Origin of the sequence: Streptomyces sp. NBC_01454 (assembly GCF_036227565.1) — a bacterium.
Classification (GTDB): domain Bacteria; phylum Actinomycetota; class Actinomycetes; order Streptomycetales; family Streptomycetaceae; genus Streptomyces.
Window position 1 is genome coordinate 1,295,891 of the sequence record NZ_CP109460.1, and the last position, 16,246, is coordinate 1,312,136.

Below are 16,246 nucleotides of genomic sequence, written 5' to 3' on the forward strand. Positions count from 1 at the left end.
CCCCACGGCACCTCACCCCGGCAGTACCGCTTGGAGGCCGGCCCGTCTGCCACCCCTCGCGAGGGCGCCCACCGTGCACCACCGTGACGTGCTGAAACGAATTAGGCTCGCGGCATGAAGCGCCATGAACGGATGAACGCACTGCTCGAGCTGCTCGGGGACCGGGGCCGGGTGGACGTCGAGGAGGCCGCGACCGCCCTGGAGGTCTCGGCCGCCACGATGCGGCGCGACATGGACGCCCTGGCGGAGCAGCAGTTGCTGACCCGCACCCGGGGTGGCGCGGTGCTCAGCTCGGTGGCGTACGACCTGCCGATCCGCTACAAGCACGCTCACCGCTCTGCGGAGAAGGAGGCGGTGGCCCACGCCGCGGCGAAGCTGGTCGAACGGGGAGATGTGGTCGGACTCAGCGGTGGCACCACGACCACGGCCATCGCCCGTGCGCTCGCCACCCGTCCGGACTTCGCGGAGGCGGGCCCGCAACCGCATCTGACGATTGTCACCAACTCCCTCAACATCGCGAATGAGCTGGCGGTGCGGCCACAGATCAAGATTGTGCTCACGGGTGGGGTGGCGCACTCCAGGTCGTTCGAACTGGTCGGCCCTTTCAGCGAGTTGGTGCTTCAGCAGATCTCGATCGACATCGCGTTCATCGGAGCCAACGGCATGGAACCGATGATGGGCGCCACAGTGCACGACGAGGCCGAGGCCCGGGTCAACCGCCTGATGGCCGAGCGCGCCCGGCGTGCCGTGGTCGTCGCGGACTCGTCGAAGATCGGCGAGCGCTGCTTCGCCCGGGTAGGCGACGCGGATGTCTTTGACACCTTCATCACGGACGGCGGGGCGAAGGAGGCCACCCGCCGCGAGTTCGCGGACCGCGGCCTGAGAGTGGTGACGGCACGCCCCTCCGCGGGCGAGTGACCTCCCGGCCGGGGCCGCCCAGGGGGCGGAGTGGCAGGTGTGACCCCGGCCCTTGGCCTCAGCGCTCGGCTGTGATCCCCGGCTTCGGCCGTTGGCTCCGGCCGTTGGCTTCGGCGCTCGACTTCGGTCCGGCGGCTCGCCGGGCTCGGGCAGGCTCGTCGACCGATGCGGATCATGCACACGGATCCGGCCATTCGGAGGCGATGGCTCCCTTCCAGCCGAGAGATTCAGGACCGCCCGTAGCGGCGCTTACCCCGCACAAGGCGTGCCGGAGGCACGGTGTGGGGGTCCAGCGTGGCCGGATCGCGCCGGGCCGGACAGGGCAGACAGGGCAAACCGGAAAATGTGACCAACCTGGCCCGTCTCGCATTGAACTATCTCCGCATCGGCGAGCGGCGGAGGAGGTTGCGCGTCGGATGACGGCGCCCATCGCGCACCGCTGAGAGGGCCCTGACCTGCGACGTAATGGGTCGCAGGCCGGCGGGAGGGGTGCCAGGGGCTCCCCTCGACCGAGGGGTCGCGGAGCCACACCGCCGCCGCCCGGGCCGGTCCCGAAAGGGTCGCGCTTGTGTCGCGCTTGTGTCCCTGTGTGGCCCCCGGGGCTGAGTTTCCCTGAGTACTTGTGGACAATGGGGAATGCACGTGCGAAGCGACGAGACGCTTCGCGGGGGAATCTGAGTTGTCCAGCGGGGGGATCACATGAGGAAGTTTTTGGCCATAGTGGTGGCGATAGTGGCGTGCAGCGCCTCTATCACGCTGACCGCGGCCTCGAGTGCGGCAGCCGCCGACCGGTCGCCGCAGTGCGTCAAAGTCCGGAAGTACTTCAACAAGGGCCATCAGCGCTACGTCCGCCTGACGAATCTGTGCACCAAGCGGACCTCGTGCTTCACCATCGTCGTCCCGCATCAGCGTGACCCTCACGGCAGCCTCCCCAAGGGCGCGACGAAGGACATCCGCTACGGCACGACCGAGGGCTCGCGAGCGCTGTTCGTGAAGAACACGCCCTGCTGACCGGACCCCGGTAACGGACGGGACGAACCTCGGCGGGCGCGGAGAGCACCGCCGCCCGCCGGGGGGCGTCACCCGCGTGCGGCGATGCCGTCCAACACCATGGAGAGGTACTGGCGGGCGATCTCCTCGGGGCTGTGTTGTCCGCCCGGCCGGTACCAGCTCGCCGCGACCCAGACGGTGTCGCGGACGAAGCGGTAGGTGAGCCGGATATCGAGGTCGGCACGGAAGACTCCATCGGCCACGCCGCGCTCCAGTGTGCCGAGCCAGGCCTTTTCGAACTTCCGCTGGGAATCGGTGAGATAGCCGAAGCGGGGCAGGGCGGCGAGGTGCCTGGATTCCTTCTGGTAGATGGCGACGGCCGCACGGTGCCGGTCGATTTCCCGGAAGGACTCGGTGACCAGGGCTTCGATGGTCTCCCGGGGGCCCAGTCCGGCGGCGAGTACGGCGTCATAGCCGTCCCACAACTCGGTGAGGAAGCTGGACAAGATCTCGTCCAGCATCGATTCCTTCGAATCGAAGTGGTAGTAGAGGCTGCCCGCGAGCATCCCGGCCTCGTCCGCGATACGGCGGACGGTGGTGGCGTTGTAGCCGTGCGCGGCGAAGACCTCCGCCGCGGTGTGGAGCAGTTCGCGGCGTCGCTCGGGGGACGCGTTCGCGGTCGTCGTCTTCTTCTTGGCGGCTGACACCCAGCCATTGTCGCTTCCCGGGCGTCACTGTCGCGTTCCGTCTTCTTTACTTCGGCAGCTCTCTTCTTTGCTTCGGCAGCTCTCTTCTTTGCTTCGCCCCTCCCCTGGTTCACTCTGCCTTCTTGCTACGCCCGTTCTCGCTACGCCGCTTCTCGCGTCGCCGCTTCTGCGCGTCGCCGCTTCTGCACATACCTGCTGCCTTGCTACTCCTCCCTGTCACCCTCCTCTCCGTTGCCTCGCACGTTCTTCGCCGGGTTGGCTTCCTCGATGCGCTGCCCTTTCGATGCGCTGTCGCCTTCGTTGCGCTGCCCCCTTGGATGCGCCGGCCCTGGTTTCGGTACCTGTTCGCGATGCCCGCTTCTCTCTCTTCCTTGTCGTCGTTGCCGGGGCTCCCGTTCCCTGTCGGCCTCCCCCGCCCCACCCGCTTCTCCCCCTGCGGCCGCTCCGCCAGTGCCGGGTGCACAGCGCCCAGGCCCCTCCCGGCCAGAGGCATGTCTTTTACGAGTGAAACACCTGTTAATCTTTTTCGTATGGGGAAGCATCGCAAGCCGTTCGGGCAAAGCCGCCGTACCGGGCCGGGAAGCACGGTGCGGGTCCGACCGTTGCCCCTCCGCGGCACCCTGCGGCTGCGTCGCCCCAGCGATATCTGGCACAAGTCGGCCGTCGGGGCGTTGGTGGCGATGGCCGTTCCGGACCTCACGCTGTTCGCCCTGGGGCGGCTGGACCTGATCCTCTACACCTCGGCCGGGGCCTTGTGCGCCCTGTACGGGCACGGTCTGCCGTATGCCGCCCGGGCCCGCACCCTGCCGTGGGTGGTCCTCGGAATGGTGGCGAGCCTCGGTGTCGCGCTGACCGCGGCGTCGCTGACCACGTCGACCGCACTGCTCGTCGTGTTCGCCGCACTGGTCGCCGCGATCCACAAGACGGTCTGTGAGGCGACCCGCATCGGGCCGCCGGGGAACATCATCCTGACGTTCGTCACCGCGTCGGCGTTCTTTGTGCCGCAGCACCTCGGGCAGGTGCCTTTGCACCTCGCTCTGACACTCGGCGCCGGCATCCTGGCCTGGCTGATCTGTATGGCTCCGGCACTGCTGCGGCCGCAGGGTCCCGAGCGGATCGTCGTCGCCCGCGCGCTGGAGGCAGCCGCGGGGCTGCTGCATGCGGAACCGGGCGCCGACGGCATGCGGCCGACCGGGGTGGCGGACGCCCGGCATACCACCGCCGCCGCGGTGAATGCCGCCTGGCACACGTTGTACATGGTCCCGGCACACAACCCGGCGAAGGCCGCTGCCCGGGCAGGGCTCGAACGGCTGCTGGTGCGGGCCGAGTCGGTGCTGGGGAGTGTGGGGCAGGAAGCCGGACGGGAGGCCGAGCGGGCGGCCGAGCGGGCGGCCGGGCCGTATGACGGTCGGCACTACGGGCAGGGCTTCGACGACGACTTTGACCATGGCTTCGGCCGGCGCCTCCAGCACCTCGAAGCCGACCTGCTCAGTGGCTGGGCCCGTGAGCTGCGCGGTGGAGGGCCGCTGCCGGAGGTGGCGGCCGTCGCCTCGGCCGGGCAGGACGGGGAGGGGGTGGGCGTCGGAGGCGAGGTGTCCGGCGTGCGGCGGCCCGCGCCCGGTCATCCGCGCGGGGTGCGGCCGGTGCTCGCCCGGCTCACGCCGGGGTCTCCGCTGCTGCCGATCGGTGCGCGGGTCACTGCCGGTTGTGTGCTGGCGGGCTGGGCATCGATGGCTCTCGGTGTCGGGCACCCGTACTGGGCCGTGGTCACCGCCGCCTCGATCTACCAGGCCAACACCACCCTCACCTGGCAGCGGGCGCTGCAGCGCACCCTCGGGAATCTGTTCGGTCTGCTGCTCTATACGGCGTTGCTGCCGCTGATACACCTGGGGCACCTCGCGATGATCGGGCTGGCGCTGGCCTGCCAGGTCGGCGCGGAGGCCTGGATCAGCCGCAACTACTGGCTCGGCTCGACCTGTGTCACACCACTGGCCCTGCTGCTCTCCGGGTTCGGCAGTCAGCTGCCGGCGAGGGCGCTGATCGCCGACCGCTGGATCGACACCGTGGTGGGCGCGGCGGTGGGTCTGGCCTGCTGTGTCGCGGTCACCAATCGACGGGCCGCGGACCGTATCGAGAGCGCCTTGGAGCGGGTCGCGGCCGCGGAAGCGGCGGCGTCCCGGCTGCTCGCAGCGCGGTCCGCGCCCGGTGCGGGCGGTACGGACAGTGCGGGCGGTACGGACGGTGCGCGGGAGACCGGTTGGGCCCGTGACCGGCTGGCCGGTTGTCTGGTCGAGCTCCGTGAGGCCGTGGAGGTGGCGTCCGGTGAATGGTGGCAGCGCGCCCTTCCGGAGGAACGGATCGACCATGCCCAGCAGCAGGGCCACCGGACGCTGGCGCTGCTCGTCCGGCTCCCGGTGCCGGTGGCAGCCGTCTGACGCACACGGTGCCGCCCGGCGGACGACAGCGTGCGGCAGGCACAATTGAGGTGGCGTACGGCCGGACCGAGAGGAGAGTGCGGGTGACCGAGGACATCGTCGCGAGGGTGCAGCGCCAGTGGCAGCAGGTGCACCCCGGGCTGGACACCGGCCCGATGGCGGTGATCGGGCGGCTCAACCGCTGCTCCGCGCTGCTCCAGCAGGCGGCTGATGCGCCGCTGCGGAAGGCCGGACTCACCCGTCCCGAGTTCGACATCCTCGGCACCTTGCGCCGGATGGACCGCGAGCTGACCCCCGGGAGGGTGGCCCGCGAGACCTTCGCCTCCGGCGCCGCGGTGACCAAGCGCGTACGGCAGCTGGAGGAGCGGGGACTGGTAGCCCGCCGGCCCGACGGCCGGGACCGCCGGGTCGCGCACCTCTCGCTCACCGACGAGGGCCGCGAAACCGTCGACCGGCTGCTGCCCGAACAGCTGGGGTACGAGGCAGCGCTGCTCAGCGGCATCGACGACCACCGGCAAGAGGAACTCTCCGCGGCGCTGAGCGAGTTGCTGGTGGTGTTGGAGGGGCGGCTCGCCGGCCTGATGGACTGAGTCCCGGGTCCCGGGTCCCGAGTCCAGAGTCCGGAGTCCGGCGCACTCGGGCGATGCATGCCGTGGGGGCCCTCGCCCACGGGCCGCCCGGCCCAGCTCCCCACTGGCCCCACTGGCCCCACTGGCGATCGGTCCCGGACGCACGCAGCTCCGGCCCCTCCCCCGGAATGCCGCCGCGCCACGCCCCGGTCGCCATCCGCACCCATAGCTGCGCCACCACACGACACGCCTCGGCGTCATTCCGGGGGTCATGATCAGGCCACACTCAGGCCACTGAAGCTCCGTCAGATCGAGCTTCCGGGCGCCGATTGCACCCACCGGGCCCCAGCAAAGAGGGCATATACGTACATTCGAAGGCCCGTGATGCAAGTCACGCAGGAATCCAATGCACTGGCGCGATATCCCGTGCGTCCTAGTGGCCAAAGCCGCAAGTGTCCGCAACGAATGCAAGGGAGCCGGCGATGTCCAGCGTCATCGACCAAGCCGTTCAGGCCCGTCTCATCGCGACCGCTCCCCGGTCGCAGGTGATTCCGGCGAACCTGCGATACGACCGTGCCGATCCGTTCGCGGTGCGCTTGGTCTTCCCGCCCGCCGCGTCGCTGGACGGCGCGGAGGTGGCCTGGACGTTCGGGCGGGATCTGCTGGAGGAGGGGCTGCACACACCGGCGGGGGCGGGCGATGTGCAGATCTGGCCGTACGACTCCGACGCGGTGGTCATCGAGTTCCATGCGGTCGGCGGCATGGCGGTGGTGCAGTTCGACGCGCTGGAGCTGCGGACGTTTCTGACCCGGTCGTACGGGATCGTCGCCAAGGGCGAGGAGGCCGGCCACCTGGACGTCGAGGCCGATCTCGCCGCGCTGTTGCGCGAGGCGTAGACCGCCCCCGGCCCTCTGCCGGCACCGGGCGGCGCACCCGCGCGTTCGTCGCCGCGGCAGCCCCTCCCGCCACCTCAACCACCGCGCCGCGCCGCCCCCCACCGCATCAACCGCCCCCTTCACCTCACCCCGCGCCCCACCCCGGCAAGGTCAGACCCGGCCCGCCACCGGCGCACCGACGGCAGCCCCGTCCGTCCCGAAGAGCTGCGCCAGATGCAGGTCCAGCAGTCGCAGCGCGGTCCGGGCGTCGTGCACATCGAGCAGGACGTAGGTGGACAGGCCGTCGACCATGCTGATGAGCAGCATCGCCTCGTCCTCGGTGGCGCGTTCCGGGGGGAGTTCGCCGCGTTCCGCGGCGCGCCGCAGCTGGTCGGCGAACAAGGCACGGAGCTGGGGGATGCCGTTCTTGGCCTCGGCGCGCAGGCTCTCGTCATACGCGGCACGGGCGAAGTAGGCGGCGCCGACCAGCACTCCGACGCGGCTCTTCTCGTCCAGCGGCAGCATGCCCGACAGGCAGGCGCGCAGCACCTCGCGGGGCGTCGGCTCCTCGGGCAGTGCCTCGATGCGCTCGCGGATGCGGTCCCCGGCGAGCCGGTTGATGTGCCGGAGGGCGAAGAGCAGCATCTCGTCCTTGGAGCGGAAGTAGTGCTGCAACCGGCCGAGCGAGATGCCGGCCTCCGCGGCGACATCGCGCAGGCTCGCGCCCTCCAGCCCGCGGGCGCTCGCGAGCCGCCACAGCGCCTCGGAGATCTCCTGGCGCCTGGCTTCGTGGTCCACCTTCTTGGGCACGGATGACCTCCCACGCTCGGTACTTCGCTACGTGGCCCCCTGCAGGGAGTTCTGGCTTCGCGGAACCCTGCCCACTTTCACAAGTCGCTTGTACCGTTATAACGTATCGCCACTCAATACGCTTGACTTGGAAACCGGTGACCTCATGCCCGAACACGCCGCGGCGCTGCTGCGTCCGCCCCGCCACCGCGTCGACCCCCGGGCCCGACGCTGGTGGACGCTTCAGGCACTGGTGACCCTCAGCGGCCCGATGCTGCTCATCGCGCTCACCATGGCGGTTCTCTCCCTCCTCTTCTTTCCCGGCGCACTGCCCTGGCTGGGCCCGTTGCTGCTGGTCGTGCTCGTGGCGCCGGCCGTGAGCTATCTCGCGGTCATGCCGCGGTGGCGGTACGCGGTGCACGCCTGGGAGCTGGGCGAGCGGGCGGTCTACGCGGCGGGCGGCTGGTTCTGGCAGAAGCGGCGGATCGCGCCGCTGAGCCGGGTGCAGACGGTGGACACCGTGCGCGGCCCGCTTCAGCGGCGGTACGGGCTGGCGACGGTGACCGTCACCACCGCCTCGACCGCGGGCGACATCAAGATCGCGGGGCTGTCCGACGCGGACGCCGAAGAGCTGTCCCGGCGGATCGGCGAGGCCGCGCAGGACGTGCCGGGTGACGCCGCATGAGCGCGCCACTGGACCCGCGTGCACCCGATACGCAGCCCGGCACGCACCCCGGCACAACCCCTGCCGCCTCGGGCACCGGCGCCCCCGCCGGAGGTACGGGCGAGTGGCGGCGGCTGGATCCGCGCACGCTGCTGGTGCACTGCGGCTGGCTGGCCGCACCTCTCGGCTCGATGGCGCTGACGGCGCTGGCCACCGGTGGCCGGATCACCGCCAAGGCCTGGTTCACCCTCGGCGCCCTCGCCGTCTCGTTCGCCGTGGTGACCACGATCGGCCTGATCCGCTGGGCCCGTACGGAGTTCCGGATCGCCGCGCCCCGGAGTCATGACGGCGGGACGGGCGACGCCGCCGGCGGTGACCGCGCGAGCGGCGCCCGCACGTTCGATGTCCGCAGCGGGCTGCTGACCCGGCGGCTGCGCAGTGTGCCGCTGCACCGGATCCGTACCGTCGATCTGACGGCCTCACCGCTGCACCGGCTGCTGGGCGTCACCGTGCTGCGGGCCGGTACGGCGGGCTCGGGTGACGGCAGCAAGGAGCTGTCGCTGGAGGCGCTCGCGGTCCCCGAGGCGGAACGGCTGCGGGCGGAGCTGCTCGCGTACGCCGACGCCGACGCGACCGCGAACGACCCGGTGGTGGCGCGCATCAGCTGGCGCTGGCTGCGGTATGCGCCGCTCACCTTCTGGGTCATCGGAGGGGTGTTCGTGGTGGCCGGGTCGGCCTACCGGGTGCTGGACGGCATCGGCATCGAGCCGTGGAAACTCGGCATCGTCCGGCGGGCGTTCACCGAACTCGGCGCCGGCGCACTCTGGTTGACGGTCCCGGCGGTGCTGCTGGCCGTCCTCGCTCTCGGCTCGGTCGGCGCCGTGGTGCTGTACGTCGAGAACTGGTGGAACTACTGCCTGGAGTGGACCGACGCCCGCACGCTGCGGGTGCGCCGCGGACTGTTGACCACGCGCGCGGTGACCATCGAACGGGCCCGGATGCGCGGGGTGTTGCTGCGCGAACCGCTGCTGCTGCGGGCCGGTGGCGGGGCGACGGTGCGTGCGGTGGCCGGCGGCCTGGGCAACCGGGAGGAGAACCGCAAGCGCAGCGGTCTGCTGCCGCCCGCGCCCCGCACGGAGGCGCTCCGGGTGGCGGGCGGCGCCCTGCGGGCGCCGTTCCCCGGCGACGGTTCGCCGGCCGCGCTGACCTCGCACCCCCGCGTCGCCCTGCGCCGGCGGCGGGTGCGCGGCCTGCTGTTCGTGGTGCTGCCCGGCACCACCGTCCTCGCCGGTCTCGGCGCGGCGTTCACCCCCGTCCTGCTGCACTGCGCCTGGATCTACGCGGTGGTCGGCACGGTGCTGGTGCGGTGGCTGGCCCGGGATGCGTACCGCAGTCTGGGGCACGGCGTCGACGGCCCGTATCTGGTCGCCCGCTCGGGCACCATCAGCCGTGACACCCTCGCCCTTCAGCGCGATGCCATCGCCGCCTGGACGTTCACGACCTCGCCCTTCACTCGCCGGGCCGGCCTCGTCGCACTCACCGCCGCGGTCGCGGCCGGCGACGACGGCTATCGCATCCCGGACCTCGCGGCCGAGGAGGCCCCCGGCTTCGCCGCGACGGCGGCCCCGGGGATCCTGGAGGAGTTCCTGGTGCACCCAGGGGAACCGGGGCACCTTCCGGAACAGCGGTTGCACTGAGGGGCCCGGCGGGACAGTGGGTGTCGGTCCGGTGAGGCGGCCCACCACCCGCCGGACACCGCGGCGCTCGCCGCCCACCTCCCCACCCGGACCCCGGTCAAGAGCGGCCGACATGAGATACCTCACACACCTCTCGTGTGCACTACGGGGGCGGCGGCATCGTCCTACTGGATGAGCCACCGTGATTCGACAGCCGTGAGGGAGCAGCGCGATGCACCGCGTCATCGACCAAGCCGTTCAGGTCCGTCTCGTCGCCACCTCTCCCCGCATGCACCCCGCGCCCGCCGTGCTGCACTACCAGCCCGCCGACCCGCTGGCGGTGCGGATGTCGTTCCCGCCGGAGATCTCGCTGGACGGCACCGGGGTGGACTGGGCGTTCGCCCGGGAGCTGCTCCAGGAGGGGCTGCGGACGCCCGCCGGCCGGGGCGATGTGCGGGTGCGGCCCTGCGGTCCGGACCGGACGGTGATGGAGTTCCATTCGGACGAGGGCATCGCCATACTCCAGTTGAAGACCGCCGATGTCCGGCGGTTCCTCGCCCGCTCGTACCGGGCCGTGCCCGCCGGCAGCGAAATGGCGTACCTCGGCATGGAGCGCGACCTCGCGGAACTGTTCGGCGCGGCGTAAGGCGGGTGATCCATGCAGGTCCCCCAACCCGCCCACGCCACCCAGCCGTTGCACACTCGGGGCCGGACACCCCTCAAGGTGTCCGGCCCCGATCAGTCTTCGGTCCTGTTGCGCCGAGTGCCTTCGTACGCCGCTCGCTCAGCGCTGCGGGAAGCCGAACCCGTAGCCCTGGCTCTGCATCCACGGCAGCAGGCGGTCCAGGGAGTCGACGGTCCGGGAGCGGTTGCCGCCGCCGTCGTGGAACAGGACGGTCGTGTGGTGGGGGAGCGTGAGTTCATGGCGCACCGTCGACTCGATCGTCTCGACGCTGCCGCCCTCGAAGTCCTTGCTGTCGACGTTCCAGCCCAGCGGGCGCATCCCGCGGTCCGCGGCCAGCTTCCGGCTGTAGGGGGTGAACGCACCGCCGGGGGCGCGGTAGTACTCGACCTGCGCACCGCCCGCCGCCTTTTCGATCATCTTCTCGGCGTCGAGTATCTCCTTGGACTGGTAGCTCTCCGGCTTCTTGTTCATGGTGGTGTCGTGGCTGATGGTGTGGTCGCAGAGCTTGTGGCCGGCGGCCACCACCTTCTTGACCAGATCCGGGTGGGCCGCGGCCTGCGGGCCGATCATGCAGAAGACGGCTTTGACGTTGTGCTTCTTCAGCACGTCGAGCACCCTCGGGGTCCACGTCGGGTCCGGGCCGTCGTCGATGGTGATGTTCAGGCTACGGCCGGGGCGGTCCGAGGAGTGGACTATGGAGGAGGAGACCGGAGCGCCCGCCCCCTTGGCCTTCTGGCCGGACGCGACGTCGTCCGCCTCCGCTTTGGAGCCTCCCCCGGCGTTCGAGAAGGCAAGTGCCCCCGCGACCACCACCGATACCACCGCAGCCGCGGTCACTCCGATGATGCCGCCCTCAACTCCGAAGCGCCGTGCCATCCTGATCCCGTCCCTCATCACCGTGCTCGTGTCCGTACCGGTCGGCGGCGGATACTTCTTCCGTACGTCTCACGCCACCTGCACCACGAGAGATGCACGGGAGGCCGGGGAGGCTGCTCCTGTTACGGATCCATCATGAAAATTATTGATACTGGACCCATGCCACGTGTACTTCTGATCGAGGACGACGCCGCCGTACGGGACGGGGTGTCCCTCGCGCTGCGGCGGCGCGGCCACGAAGTGGCTGCCGCGGCCAGCGGCGAGGAGGGCCTCGACGCCCTGCCGGGCTTCCGCCCCGACATCGTGCTGCTGGATCTGATGCTCCCCGGCAAGGACGGCTTCGAGGTCTGCCGGCTGATCCGCGCCGAGCGGCAGCTCCCGATCATCATGCTCACCGCCCGTGGTGACGATCTGGACGTGGTGCTCGGACTGGAGGCGGGGGCCGACGACTACATCGTCAAGCCGGCCCGCGGTGAGGTCCTCGAAGCACGCATCCGTGCGGTGCTGCGCCGTACTGCTCTTCCCGCCGACGGGGCGCCGGCCGCCGCCGAGCCGGGCCCCTCCCCCGTCGAGACCTATGGCGAACTCGCCATAGACCGGGCCGGTCTGGTCGTGGGCAAGGCCGGCAAGGACCTGGCGCTGGCCCCCTCGGAGATGAAGCTGCTGCTGTTCCTGTCCGCCACTCCGGGGCAGGTCTTCAGCCGCCAGCAGCTGCTGGAGCAGGTGTGGGAGCACAGTTACCACGGCGATGCGCGGCTGGTGGACGCCTGTGTCATGCGGCTGCGGACGAAGATAGAGGACACCCCGCGCAGCCCCCGTTACGTCCAGACCGTGCGCGGCTTCGGCTACCGCTTCGGCCCGCTGTGAAGCGCCTCGGCCGCCGGATACCGACCGGCACCATGCTGCGCGGGCTGCGGGCCCGGCTCGTCGTCGGATTTCTGGTGGTGGCCGCCATCAGCGCGCTGACCACCGCCCTGCTGACCTACCAGGAGGCCCGTAACGCCATCCTCCAGCGCTCCCAGGACACCGCCGTCAACGACCTGCGGGCACAGGTCAATTCGCTGGCCCCCGAGCTGCCGACCCCGCCGTCCCGGGCCGACCTGGACTTCTTCCGGGTCCAGCTGGAGCGCTCGGGCAAGTCACGGGACTGGGACATCTCGGCGCACTACCGGGGGGTGCCGGACGGCGGCGACAGCAGTCTGCAGGGCGGCTTCACGGTACCGGCCGGCCTCAAGGACTCCGTGGAGAAGCGGCATGTGCCGGCCTTCCAGCGGGTGGACCGCGGCGGGGATCCCTGGCTGCTGATCGGGATGCCGGTACGGCAGTCGGACGGCCGGGCCTCCGCGCTGTCCGTCTATGCGCAGGTGCCGCTGAGCGCCGAGGAGTCCAATGTCGAGGCGCTGGTGAGCGCCGCCCAGCGGGGCGTGGTGCCGGTGCTGGTATTGACCGTGGTCCTGGCGCTGCTGGCCGCGCGCGGGGTGCTGCGGCCGGTCCGCGGCCTGCGGCAGGCCGCCGGGCGGATCGCCGAGGGCAGGCTGGACACCCGGCTGGAGGTCAAGGGTGCCGACGAACTCGCCGAGCTGTCCCGGACCTTCAACGACATGGCAGCCCGGCTGGAGGAGAGCATGGCCGAGTTGCGCCGTCTGGAGTCCAACGCCCGGCGGTTCGCTGCCGATGTCTCGCACGAGCTGCGCACACCGCTGGCGGCGATGTCCGCGGTGACCGATGTGCTCGACGAGGACGCCGGGTCCCTGGACCCCGACACCGCCTCCGCGGTCCGGCTGATCAGCCAGGAGACCGGGAAACTGGCGCGGATGGTGGAGGACTTGATGGAGGTGTCACGCTTCGACGCGGGGGCCGCGGCCCTGCATCTGGACGAGGTGGACGTCGCCGAGACCATCCGCAAGACGCTGCAGGCCAGGGCCTGGCAGAAGCGGGTGGCCGCGGATCTGCCGGCGGACGTCCGGGCCCGGCTCGATCCGCGGCGGCTGGATGTGGTGGTCGCCAATCTCGTCGGCAACGCCCTGCATCACGGCGGCGAGCCGGTCCGGGTGGTGCTGCACGCCCCGGAGCGGGACGCGGACCGGCTGCGGATCGAGATCTTCGACAGCGGCCCCGGCATCGACCCCGAGGTCCTGCCGCATGTCTTCGACCGCTTCTACAAGGCGGACTCCGCCCGCGCCCGCTCGGAGGGCAGCGGCCTGGGGCTCGCCATCGCGCAGGAGAACATCCGGCTGCACGGCGGCACCCTGCACGCCGCCAATTCCCCCGAGGGCGGTGCGGTGTTCACGGTGGAGCTGCCGCTGCGCCACGAGGAGGCGGGTGAGGCCGCCGACGAGGAAGACTCCGCGCTGCCGAAGGACGCGGGGGCGGCCGCGGAGCCGGCCGCGGAGGACGACCGGGACGACGCACGTCCCGTGGCCGGGAAGGCACACCACGTATGAACACCCCGTCCGTCCCGAACGTCCCGCGTGCGCTGCGGGCCCGGCGCCATCTGCCGGGCGTCGCGCTCGCCGGTGTCCTCACCGCCGCGCTGGCCGGCTGCGGTATCGCGCCCACCGATGTCATCGACGCCGGTGAGCCCGCCAGCGGCGTGAAGTCGCCGGGCCAGCCCGAGGCCGATGTCCAGCTGTTCTTCTACGGCCCCTCCGGGCTGCGCTCCGCGACCCGGCCGGCGAAGGCACCGGCCGACCCGGATCAGGCCATCAAGCTGCTGCTGGACGGGCCGAACCACGCCGAACGGATGCGGGGTCTGTCCAGCGTGCTGCCGAAGTTCCCCGGCCCACTGACCGCCGAGGCCCGCAACGGCGGCGTCGAGATCGGCCTGCCGATGAATGTGAAGCTACTGGACTCCGCCTCGCTCAACCAGCTGGTGTGCACCGCGGCCAATGCCCGGGTGCCCGGGAACAAGCCGCCGGACCGGGTGCCGGTGACCCTCGTCGGCACGTCCGTCCGCATCGGCCCGATGGTGTGCGGCGGCAACAACGTCTTCCCGGTCGTCGAGCCCACTCCCTCCGTCACCCGGCCGTCCGAAGGGGGCCCGGGCGGCACCGACGCGGCGGGCGGGACATCGGAGCCGACGGGCTGAACCACCGCGGACCGCCCGCCGGGCCCGGGCCCCGCGTTACGGTGAAGACAGGCTTCCGCCTTCCCCGCACGCCGGACGGAGCGGTTCGGCCGGCGTCCGCATCCTCGGGAGACGCTGACGATGACCGAGCGCAAACCCCCCGGTATCAGCTTCGAGACCTGGGCGGACCGGCAGATCCGCGAGGCCGCCGAGCGCGGCGCCTTCGACGGGCTCACGGGGGCCGGCAAGCCCCTCCCCCACCTCGACCGGCCGTACGACGAGATGTGGTGGATCAAGGAGAAGATGCGCCGCGAGCAGCTCTCCTTCCTGCCGCCCAGCCTGGTCCTGCGCAAGGAGGCCGAGGACGCCCGGGAGGCCGCGGCCGCGGCGCCCGGCGAGGCCGCGCTGCGCCGCATCCTGTCCGAGATCAACGAGCGGATCCGCGCGGCACTCCGTGCGCCCCTCGACGGCCCCCCGCTGCACCTCGTCCCGTTCGACATCGAGGAGGCGGCCCGCACCTGGCGCCGGGACCACGGGGGTTGAGGCCGGGGCGCGAGGGCCGCACCGGCCCGCCCGTCGTCACGGCCCGGCCGGCGCCGGCCGTACCCGCAGGAACCGCGGCCGGTACAGCTCCACCGCGCCGTTGATCCGGGGGCCGGGCGGGACGCCGGGCGGGCCGAGCCAGTTGATGTCATAGCTGAGCAGCAGCCCACGGCCCGCGGTGAACTCGGGGTGCGCCTGCGGGTTGTAGACGGCGACGTACCGCGGGTCGGCGGCGGGCGGACGGGGTGGGGTGAGACGGCCGTGCGGACCGTGCCAGGGGCCCTGCGGCGCACAGGACCAGTAGCTGGTGACCGCCCGCAGCCCGGCCGTGCCGTCGCCGCCGGTGTCCATGGTGAACAGCACCCAGGCCGGGCCGTCGCGCACCACGGTGAAGGCGCTGCCCACGCCGCGCCGGCCGCCGCCCCGCAGCACCGGCCCGGCCCGGCCGGCCCGGCGCTGCCAGCGGGCGCCGTCCCAGAACCGCCAGCTGCCGCGATCCGCCAGCCGCCCGGCCGGGACCCTCGCGAGGAAGGCGCTGGAGGCAGGTGAGGACGGCGGATCGTCGCCGCCGAAGACATACGTCCAGCCGCCCGCGGGGACCACCGCCGTACCATAGAGGACCCGCCGTCCCGGGTCCGGGACGGCCGCCTGGTCCACGGTCCGCGTGAGGCCCTCCGGACGCAGTCCGGGGAGCGAGAGCGTGGCCACCTCGGTGGCGCGCGGCTCGCCGAAGATCCACGGCCCGGTGCCGGGGGTGCGGTGCCACAGCAGGACGCGGACGACCTTCCTGGTGGCGCCGGGCGCACGGGGCTCCACGCGCGCACCGACCGGCCAGCGCCGGCCGCCGCCCGGCGGGTCGGGGAAGAGCGGTCCGGGAGCGGCCGCCCCACCGCCGGTCAGGGTGCGCTCCAGGCGGCCCGAACGGGACATCACCACGGCGGAGTTGTGCCGCAGGGAGGGCGTACCGCCGGTGCCGGAGGTGCGCCAGTGGTGACTTTCGCCGTGCGGGCCGGGCGGTGCGTGGACCCGGTCGAGGAAGGTGTCGGAGAACAGCCACAGGGTGCGGCCGTCGGGGAGGCGCACCGAGTGGGTGCCGTCGCCGCCGGTCCAGTCGTCCAGGCGGGTGTTGTCGTTGCCGTAACGGGTGAATTCCGCGGTATGCCGGAAATCGTCGGACCAGGAGGCGATCCGGCGTCCGGCGCAGTCCGCGCGCGGGCCCGGGGCGGCGGGCCCCGGCAGCAGCCGGACGGCTCCGGCGGTGAGCAGAAGCAGTCCGGCGGCGGCCGCGGTGCGGATCGGCGCCTGGGGCATCGCGCTCCTCTGGGGGTCCCCTGCTCCTTACGAGCCCGGGGGAGGGTGCCGCGCCCACCGTAGTGAACCGGGCGCCCGCGCCGGAGCAGGCGCGTCGGGTACCGGAAAAGACGACGGCGCACGATCCGGCCGACCCGTCCC

16 protein-coding genes are annotated in these 16,246 nt (G+C 71.9%); 12 read left to right on the forward strand and 4 right to left on the reverse strand.

From position 1 onward, the window contains the following. Nucleotides 1-114 precede the first annotated feature (114 nt). Together OIU81_RS05540 and OIU81_RS05545 are read left to right on the forward strand one after the other, a co-directional pair. Nucleotides 115-918 carry a DeoR/GlpR family DNA-binding transcription regulator gene (locus OIU81_RS05540; protein WP_329144419.1) on the forward strand — a complete coding sequence of 268 codons (804 nt, stop codon included), beginning with the start codon at nt 115-117 and terminating at the stop codon, nt 916-918. A gap of 699 nt (nt 919-1,617) precedes the next feature. Then, nucleotides 1,618-1,929, forward strand: a complete 312-nt coding sequence (locus OIU81_RS05545) for a hypothetical protein (protein WP_329144421.1) — start codon at nt 1,618-1,620, stop codon at nt 1,927-1,929. A 68-nt stretch (nt 1,930-1,997) separates the two neighbouring features. Here the strand turns inward: OIU81_RS05545 and OIU81_RS05550 are convergent, their stop codons facing one another. Continuing rightward, complete coding sequence (locus OIU81_RS05550) at nt 1,998-2,615, reverse strand: TetR/AcrR family transcriptional regulator (RefSeq protein WP_329144423.1); 618 nt, start codon at nt 2,613-2,615, stop codon at nt 1,998-2,000. A gap of 530 nt (nt 2,616-3,145) precedes the next feature. Between OIU81_RS05550 and OIU81_RS05555 the strand changes: the two genes are divergently transcribed. The 3 genes from OIU81_RS05555 (at nt 3,146) to OIU81_RS05565 (ending at nt 6,515) form a co-directional block, all read left to right on the forward strand. Continuing rightward, entirely contained in the window at nt 3,146-5,050 is a 1,905-nt protein-coding gene (locus OIU81_RS05555; protein WP_329144425.1) for an FUSC family protein, read from the forward strand. An 83-nt stretch (nt 5,051-5,133) separates the two neighbouring features. Beyond that, nucleotides 5,134-5,640: a MarR family winged helix-turn-helix transcriptional regulator gene (locus OIU81_RS05560; protein WP_329144427.1), complete on the forward strand. Its 507-nt coding sequence runs from the start codon at nt 5,134-5,136 to the stop codon at nt 5,638-5,640. 461 nt (nt 5,641-6,101) lie between these two features. Continuing rightward, complete coding sequence (locus OIU81_RS05565) at nt 6,102-6,515, forward strand: SsgA family sporulation/cell division regulator (RefSeq protein ID WP_329144429.1); 414 nt, start codon at nt 6,102-6,104, stop codon at nt 6,513-6,515. 150 nt (nt 6,516-6,665) lie between these two features. Here the strand turns inward: OIU81_RS05565 and OIU81_RS05570 are convergent, their stop codons facing one another. Next, entirely contained in the window at nt 6,666-7,304 is a 639-nt protein-coding gene (locus tag OIU81_RS05570; protein ID WP_329144431.1) for a TetR/AcrR family transcriptional regulator, read from the reverse strand. 145 nt (nt 7,305-7,449) lie between these two features. Between OIU81_RS05570 and OIU81_RS05575 the strand changes: the two genes are divergently transcribed. The 3 genes from OIU81_RS05575 to OIU81_RS05585 all read left to right on the forward strand — a co-directional run bounded on the left by OIU81_RS05575 (nt 7,450) and on the right by OIU81_RS05585 (nt 10,269). Next, a complete protein-coding gene (locus OIU81_RS05575) occupies nt 7,450-7,968 on the forward strand; it encodes a PH domain-containing protein (protein ID WP_329144433.1) in 519 nt (172 codons plus the stop codon). Beyond that, nucleotides 7,965-9,644 (forward strand): PH domain-containing protein, encoded by a 1,680-nt coding sequence (locus OIU81_RS05580; RefSeq protein ID WP_329144435.1) that lies wholly within the window; start codon nt 7,965-7,967, stop codon nt 9,642-9,644. The genes OIU81_RS05575 and OIU81_RS05580 overlap by 4 nt, the downstream gene beginning before the upstream one ends. 211 nt (nt 9,645-9,855) lie before the next feature. Continuing rightward, nucleotides 9,856-10,269 (forward strand): SsgA family sporulation/cell division regulator, encoded by a 414-nt coding sequence (locus OIU81_RS05585; RefSeq protein ID WP_329144437.1) that lies wholly within the window; start codon nt 9,856-9,858, stop codon nt 10,267-10,269. Nucleotides 10,270-10,407: 138 nt separating this feature from the next. Here OIU81_RS05585 and OIU81_RS05590 read toward each other — a convergent pair whose 3' ends face one another. Continuing rightward, the gene (locus tag OIU81_RS05590; RefSeq protein ID WP_329144439.1) at nt 10,408-11,184 is read right to left on the reverse strand and encodes a polysaccharide deacetylase family protein; all 777 of its coding nucleotides are present in this window, start codon (nt 11,182-11,184) and stop codon (nt 10,408-10,410) included. Between the two features lie 159 nt (nt 11,185-11,343). Between OIU81_RS05590 and OIU81_RS05595 the strand changes: the two genes are divergently transcribed. From OIU81_RS05595 to OIU81_RS05610, 4 genes are all read left to right on the forward strand, one after another. After that, nucleotides 11,344-12,051 (forward strand): response regulator transcription factor, encoded by a 708-nt coding sequence (locus OIU81_RS05595; RefSeq protein ID WP_329144441.1) that lies wholly within the window; start codon nt 11,344-11,346, stop codon nt 12,049-12,051. Between the two features lie 32 nt (nt 12,052-12,083). After that, entirely contained in the window at nt 12,084-13,628 is a 1,545-nt protein-coding gene (locus OIU81_RS05600) for a HAMP domain-containing sensor histidine kinase (RefSeq protein WP_329154908.1), read from the forward strand. Next, nucleotides 13,625-14,272: a hypothetical protein gene (locus tag OIU81_RS05605; protein WP_329144443.1), complete on the forward strand. Its 648-nt coding sequence runs from the start codon at nt 13,625-13,627 to the stop codon at nt 14,270-14,272. Before OIU81_RS05600 ends, OIU81_RS05605 begins: the two co-directional genes overlap by 4 nt. Nucleotides 14,273-14,392: 120 nt before the next feature. Beyond that, nucleotides 14,393-14,794: a J-domain-containing protein gene (locus OIU81_RS05610; protein ID WP_329144446.1), complete on the forward strand. Its 402-nt coding sequence runs from the start codon at nt 14,393-14,395 to the stop codon at nt 14,792-14,794. A 36-nt stretch (nt 14,795-14,830) separates the two neighbouring features. On the opposite strand, the gene OIU81_RS05615 is transcribed toward OIU81_RS05610, so the two are convergent. Next, nucleotides 14,831-16,105: a DUF4185 domain-containing protein gene (locus OIU81_RS05615; protein WP_329144448.1), complete on the reverse strand. Its 1,275-nt coding sequence runs from the start codon at nt 16,103-16,105 to the stop codon at nt 14,831-14,833. Nucleotides 16,106-16,246: the final 141 nt, after the last annotated feature.

Excerpts from the sequence above, each read along its gene's own strand:
- OIU81_RS05540 (WP_329144419.1), top strand. The coding sequence starts at position 115 with ATGAAGCGCCATGAACGGATGAACGCACTGCTCGAGCTGCTCGGGGAC.
- OIU81_RS05545 (WP_329144421.1), top strand. The coding sequence starts at position 1,618 with ATGAGGAAGTTTTTGGCCATAGTGGTGGCGATAGTGGCGTGCAGCGCC.
- OIU81_RS05555 (WP_329144425.1), top strand. The coding sequence starts at position 3,146 with ATGGGGAAGCATCGCAAGCCGTTCGGGCAAAGCCGCCGTACCGGGCCG.
- OIU81_RS05565 (WP_329144429.1), top strand. The coding sequence starts at position 6,102 with ATGTCCAGCGTCATCGACCAAGCCGTTCAGGCCCGTCTCATCGCGACC.
- OIU81_RS05575 (WP_329144433.1), top strand. The coding sequence starts at position 7,450 with ATGCCCGAACACGCCGCGGCGCTGCTGCGTCCGCCCCGCCACCGCGTC.
- OIU81_RS05580 (WP_329144435.1), top strand. The coding sequence starts at position 7,965 with ATGAGCGCGCCACTGGACCCGCGTGCACCCGATACGCAGCCCGGCACG.
- OIU81_RS05585 (WP_329144437.1), top strand. The coding sequence starts at position 9,856 with ATGCACCGCGTCATCGACCAAGCCGTTCAGGTCCGTCTCGTCGCCACC.
- OIU81_RS05590 (WP_329144439.1), bottom strand. The coding sequence starts at position 11,184 with ATGGCACGGCGCTTCGGAGTTGAGGGCGGCATCATCGGAGTGACCGCG.
- OIU81_RS05595 (WP_329144441.1), top strand. The coding sequence starts at position 11,344 with ATGCCACGTGTACTTCTGATCGAGGACGACGCCGCCGTACGGGACGGG.
- OIU81_RS05600 (WP_329154908.1), top strand. The coding sequence starts at position 12,084 with ATGCTGCGCGGGCTGCGGGCCCGGCTCGTCGTCGGATTTCTGGTGGTG.
- OIU81_RS05605 (WP_329144443.1), top strand. The coding sequence starts at position 13,625 with ATGAACACCCCGTCCGTCCCGAACGTCCCGCGTGCGCTGCGGGCCCGG.
- OIU81_RS05610 (WP_329144446.1), top strand. The coding sequence starts at position 14,393 with ATGACCGAGCGCAAACCCCCCGGTATCAGCTTCGAGACCTGGGCGGAC.
- OIU81_RS05615 (WP_329144448.1), bottom strand. The coding sequence starts at position 16,105 with ATGCCCCAGGCGCCGATCCGCACCGCGGCCGCCGCCGGACTGCTTCTG.